The organism is Klebsiella sp. MS 92-3 (assembly GCF_000195655.1).
Lineage (GTDB): Bacteria > Pseudomonadota > Gammaproteobacteria > Enterobacterales > Enterobacteriaceae > Klebsiella > Klebsiella pneumoniae.
The window spans coordinates 1-4,977 of record NZ_GL882790.1 but is presented as its reverse complement, the minus strand read 5'-3'; the positions used below and the strand labels follow the sequence as shown (position 1 = coordinate 4,977).

5 protein-coding genes are annotated in these 4,977 nt (G+C 59.9%); 4 read left to right on the top strand and 1 reads right to left on the bottom strand.

Translation table 11 applies throughout. The annotated features are described in order from the left end of the window. On the bottom strand, positions 1 to 1,090 hold a 1,090-nt coding region (locus HMPREF9538_RS17390; RefSeq protein WP_032457055.1), incomplete at its 3' end, for a glycerol dehydrogenase. 269 nt (positions 1,091 to 1,359) lie between these two features. On the opposite strand from HMPREF9538_RS17390, the gene HMPREF9538_RS17395 reads away from it, so the two are divergent. The 4 genes from HMPREF9538_RS17395 to dhaM all read left to right on the top strand — a co-directional run bounded on the left by HMPREF9538_RS17395 (position 1,360) and on the right by dhaM (position 4,846). Beyond that, a complete protein-coding gene (locus HMPREF9538_RS17395) occupies positions 1,360 to 1,545 on the top strand; it encodes a hypothetical protein (RefSeq protein ID WP_009484683.1) in 186 nt (61 codons plus the stop codon). 155 nt (positions 1,546 to 1,700) lie between these two features. Then, a complete protein-coding gene (dhaK, locus tag HMPREF9538_RS17400) occupies positions 1,701 to 2,771 on the top strand; it encodes a dihydroxyacetone kinase subunit DhaK (RefSeq protein WP_002917682.1) in 1,071 nt (356 codons plus the stop codon). Positions 2,772 to 2,781: 10 nt separating this feature from the next. Continuing rightward, entirely contained in the window at positions 2,782 to 3,414 is a 633-nt protein-coding gene (dhaL, locus tag HMPREF9538_RS17405; RefSeq protein ID WP_004181378.1) for a dihydroxyacetone kinase subunit DhaL, read from the top strand. Positions 3,415 to 3,424: 10 nt separating this feature from the next. After that, positions 3,425 to 4,846, top strand: a complete 1,422-nt coding sequence (gene dhaM / locus HMPREF9538_RS17410) for a dihydroxyacetone kinase phosphoryl donor subunit DhaM (RefSeq protein ID WP_004174229.1) — start codon at positions 3,425 to 3,427, stop codon at positions 4,844 to 4,846. Positions 4,847 to 4,977: the final 131 nt, after the last annotated feature.

Here is a 4,977-nt window from a genome sequence, read left to right as displayed (position 1 = left end):
CCAGCCACTGCTGGCCTAACAGATCGGCGGTGAGGATAGCGGCATGGACGCTCTCCGGGGTCACCGCAAACGGCATATTGTGGATGGTTTCCCCTTCCGCGCAGGTGGCTTTCGCCACCGCGGCGATTTTCTCGTCGATCCCCTCTTTGACGCCCATCTGCGCGAGCGTCACCGGCAGGCCGACGCGCTGGCAGAAGCCCAGCACCGTTTCAATCTCGTCCATCGGGCTGTTCTGCAGCACCAGCTGCGCCAGGGTACCGAAGGCCACTTTCTCACCGTGATACAGATGGTGGCACTCTTCAAGAATGGTGAAACCGTTGTGGATTGCGTGGGCGGCGGCCAGGCCACTGCTTTCAAAGCCAATGCCGCTGAGATAAGTGTTCGCCTCGATGATGCGCTCCAGCGCTTCGGTCACTACCCCGGCCTGCGCCGCCAGACGGGCCTTTTCGCCCTCCGCCAGCAGCGTATCATAGCACAGGCGGGCGAGGCTCAACGCCGCCTCGGTGGACTGTCCTCCGGCCATGCTGGTGGCGCGCGCATCGTAGCAAGCTTTGGCCTCGAACCAGGTGGAGAGCGCATCGCCCATGCCGGAGACCAGCAGGCGTACCGGCGCTTTGGCGATAATCGCCGTGTCCATCACCACCATATCCGGGTTTTTCGGATAGATCAGATACTCTTCAAACTCGCCCGCTTCGGTGTAGATCACCGACAGCGCGCTGGTTGGCGCATCGGTCGAGGCGATGGTCGGGATCACCACCACCGGCAGCTTCTGGTAGTAACCGATCGCCTTCGCGGTATCGAGGGTTTTACCACCGCCGATCCCGACCACCCCGCGGCAGCCCTGTTTTTGCAAAATCGCCATCAGACGGTTGATTTCCGCATGGCTGCATTCACCGTTAAACCGTTCCGCATGGCAGCGAATATCGTGGCTCTGCAGGCCATTCACCACTTTCTCTCCCGCCAGCTTCATTACGAAATCGTCGGCGATGACGAAGAAGCTCTCCGCCAGGTTTTTGGCATATTGACCGAACAGAACAGCAGCATCAGGACCCTGAAGATATTTGGCTGGAGATTGAATAACTTTTAGCATTCCTTTCACCCTCAAATAAGTGCGCATGTAGACATGATGAGCCCTGGCGTTATCCGCGCCGGCCAGTGAAGCGCGGCCTGAACGGAGCGTACCGGAGCAGTGCGATCACTGTAGGGCCGGCAGGGAACAAAAAAATCTTTCGCCTTTTTGTTCTGATATGAAACACAGGTTAATTTTTTACGTTCCATATTGGAACAAAAAACCCTAGTCTCTGTCAGGATTGCGATCCCGATCCGCTCCTTTGCCGCATAATGCCCTTACAATCCTCCGTGTTTGACCGCCTTTTCTCCCGCAGTCGGCAGAAAATCAGCAAAAAATTTTTTCCCACCCGCTTCGCCAGCTATCCTGACCGCCGCTTATGGCAGAAGAAAAAAAGCGCGCCAGCTCGCATTTTCACCATATCCTCAGCAAAAACGTTCCATAAAGAAACAAAACAAGGAGGCAATGTTTCGTAATGAACCCCGATCGTCGGGGCATTCTTTTTTTCGCCCGCTCAGCCAGAATCATCATATCGCCAGGCATGCTCCACCGTCAGACGATACCCCTACGCGATGACTGCCTCCGCCAGCAGAGAGGCGGCATCGAACCTTCTCCAACGGAGCACTGAATAATGAAAAAGCTGATTAACCGTGTTGAAGATGTACTGAATGAACAATTACAGGGGCTGGCTAAAGCCCATCCGCAGCTGACCCTGCATCAGGACCCGCTGTATGTGACCCGCACCGACGCGCCGGTGGCTGGCAAGGTGGCCCTGCTCTCCGGCGGCGGCAGCGGACATGAACCGATGCACTGCGGCTATATCGGTCAGGGCATGCTCTCCGGCGCCTGTCCGGGGGAAATCTTCACCTCGCCGACGCCGGACAAAATGTTTGAATGCGCGATGCAAATTGACGGCGGCGAAGGCGTCTTGCTGATTATCAAAAACTATACCGGCGACATCCTGAATTTTGAGACCGCCACCGAGCTGCTGCATGAGAGCGGCATTAAAGTCACCACCGTGGTGGTCGACGACGACGTGGCGGTGAAAGACAGCCTCTATACCGCCGGTCGTCGCGGCGTCGCCAACACCGTACTGATCGAAAAACTGGTCGGCGCCGCCGCCGAGCGCGGCGACTCGCTGGAAGCCTGCGCTGAACTGGGCCGCCGCCTGAACAATCTCGGCCACTCGATTGGTATCGCCCTCGGCGCCTGCACCGTACCGGCTGCCGGGCAGCCCTCCTTTACGCTGAAAGATGACGAGATGGAGTTCGGCGTCGGCATTCACGGCGAGCCGGGCATCGACCGCCGCCGCTTCAGCTCGCTGGACCAAACCGTCGATGAGATGTTCGATACCCTGCTGGAAAACGGCGCTTACAGCCGCACGCTGCGCCAGTGGGATACCGTCAAGGGCGCGTGGCAGGAAGTGCAGCAGAGCAAAACCGCGCTGCAAAACGGCGACCGGGTTATCGCGCTGGTTAATAACCTCGGCGCCACTCCGCTTTCCGAACTGTATGGCGTGTATAACCGCCTTGCCCAGCGCTGCGAAGCGTCCGGCATCATCATCGAACGCAACCTCATCGGCAGCTACTGTACTTCGCTGGATATGGCGGGCTTCTCCATCACTCTGCTGAAAGTGGATGACGAGACGCTGACGCTATGGGACGCCCCGGTTCACACCCCGGCGCTGAACTGGGGAAACTAAGGAGCACGACATGTCACTGAACAGAACGCAAATCGTCGACTGGCTGTACCGCTGCGGCGATATTTTCACCAAAGAGAGCGATTTTCTCACCGGCCTCGATAAAGAGATTGGCGACGCCGACCACGGTCTCAATATGCACCGCGGTTTCAGTAAAGTGGTCGAAAAGCTGCCGTCGATTGCCGATAAAGATATTGGCTTTATCCTCAAAAACACCGGCATGACGCTGCTCTCCAACGTCGGCGGTGCCAGCGGCCCGCTGTTCGGCACCTTCTTCATTCGCGCCGCGCAGGTGACCCAGGCCCACCAGAGCCTGACGCTCGACGAGCTGTACCTGATGATCCGCGAAGGTGCGGACGGTGTCGTCAATCGCGGCAAAGCGGAGCCAGGGGATAAAACCATGTGCGACGTCTGGCTGCCGGTGGTGGACTCCCTGCGCCAGTCCAGCGAGCAGCACCTGTCGATCGCCGCCGCGCTGGATGCCGCCTGCGAAGTGGCCGAGCGTGCGGCCCACGCCACCATCACTATGCAGGCGCGTAAAGGCCGTGCCAGCTATCTCGGCGAGCGCAGCATCGGACATCAGGATCCCGGCGCGACCTCGGTGCTGTTTATGGTTCAGATGCTGGCCGCCGCCGCCAAAGAGTAAGGAAATTGCGATGGTAAACCTGGTTATTGTTTCTCATAGCGCCCGGCTGGGCGAAGGTGTCGGAGAACTGGCCCGGCAGATGTTAATCAACGATGGCTGCAAACTGGCGATCGCCGCCGGGATCGACGATCCCGACAGCCCGATCGGCACCGATCCGCTTAAAGTCATGGAGGCGATCGAATCCGTGGCCGATACCGATCACGTGCTGGTGATGATGGATATCGGCAGCGCGTTGCTCAGCGCCGAAACCGCCCTCGATCTGCTCGATCCGGCGATTGCCGCGAAGGTGCGACTGTGCGCCGCGCCGCTGGTGGAAGGGACGCTGGCGGCCACCGTCAGCGCTGCCTCCGGCGCGGGGATCGACAAGGTGATCGCCGACGCCATGAGCGCCCTGGAGGCCAAGCGGGTTCAGCTGGGTTTACCTTCGCCAACTTCTGACGCCGCGCCGGCGCCGATGCTTGCCGACGACGGCGACACAAAATCGGTGTCAGTCATTATTAACAATCACAACGGCCTGCACGTGCGTCCGGCGTCGAAGCTGGTCGCCGCGCTGGCGGGCTTTAACGCCGATCTGCTGCTGGAGAAAAACGGGAAGTGCGTCAAACCGGACAGCCTCAACCAAATCGCGCTATTGCAGGTCCGCCGCAACGATAAGCTGCGCCTGCTGGCCCGCGGTCCGGATGCCGACGCGGCGCTGGCGGCGTTTCAGGCGCTGGCCGCCGATAACTTCGGTGAATCGCCTGCGGCGCAACCGGCAGCGGCTCCGGCAACGCCCGAGCGCGTCGAAGGCGCTGCCCTGCGCTATCCGCTGGCCCTGATCCAGCCGCTCCGCCCGGCTGCCGCCGATGCCGCCCGCGAGCAGCAGCGCCTGCGCCAGGCCATTGACCAGACGCTGGCGGATCTTATCGCCCTGACCGAGCTGGCGGAAAATAAATTTCACGCCGATATCGCGGCGATCTTCGCCGGGCACCACACCCTGCTCGACGATGACGATCTGTTTGATGCCGCCAACGATCGCCTGCTCACCGAACAATGCACGGCGGAATGGGCATGGCATCAGGTGTTGATGGAGCTCAGCCAGCAGTATCGCCAGCTGGATGACCCCTACCTGCAGGCGCGCTATATCGATATCGAAGATATTTTGCAGCGCACCCTGCGCCATCTGCAGGGCGTTCAGGAGAGAGTGCCGACGCCCGGCGAGCCAACAATTATTATTGCCGACAACATTTATCCCTCAACCGTCTTACAGCTGGATGCCAGCTTCGTTAAAGGCCTGTGCCTGCGCGATGGCAGCGAACAGGCTCACGGCGCGATTATCGCCCGCGCGGCGGGGATCGCCTGGCTGAGCCAGCAGGGCGAGGCGCTGAACAGCGTGCAGCCCGGCGAGACTATCGTGCTCGATATGCGCCACCAGCGCCTTATCCGTGACTAAAATTCACGTTGACCGTTACCGCTCCGGGGGCCTGCCTCCGGAGGGTGAGTTTTCGCTTACTCTTCAGGAACCACTATGTCTCAATTCTTTTTTAACCAGCGCGCCAGCCTCGTCAACGATGTGATTGAGGG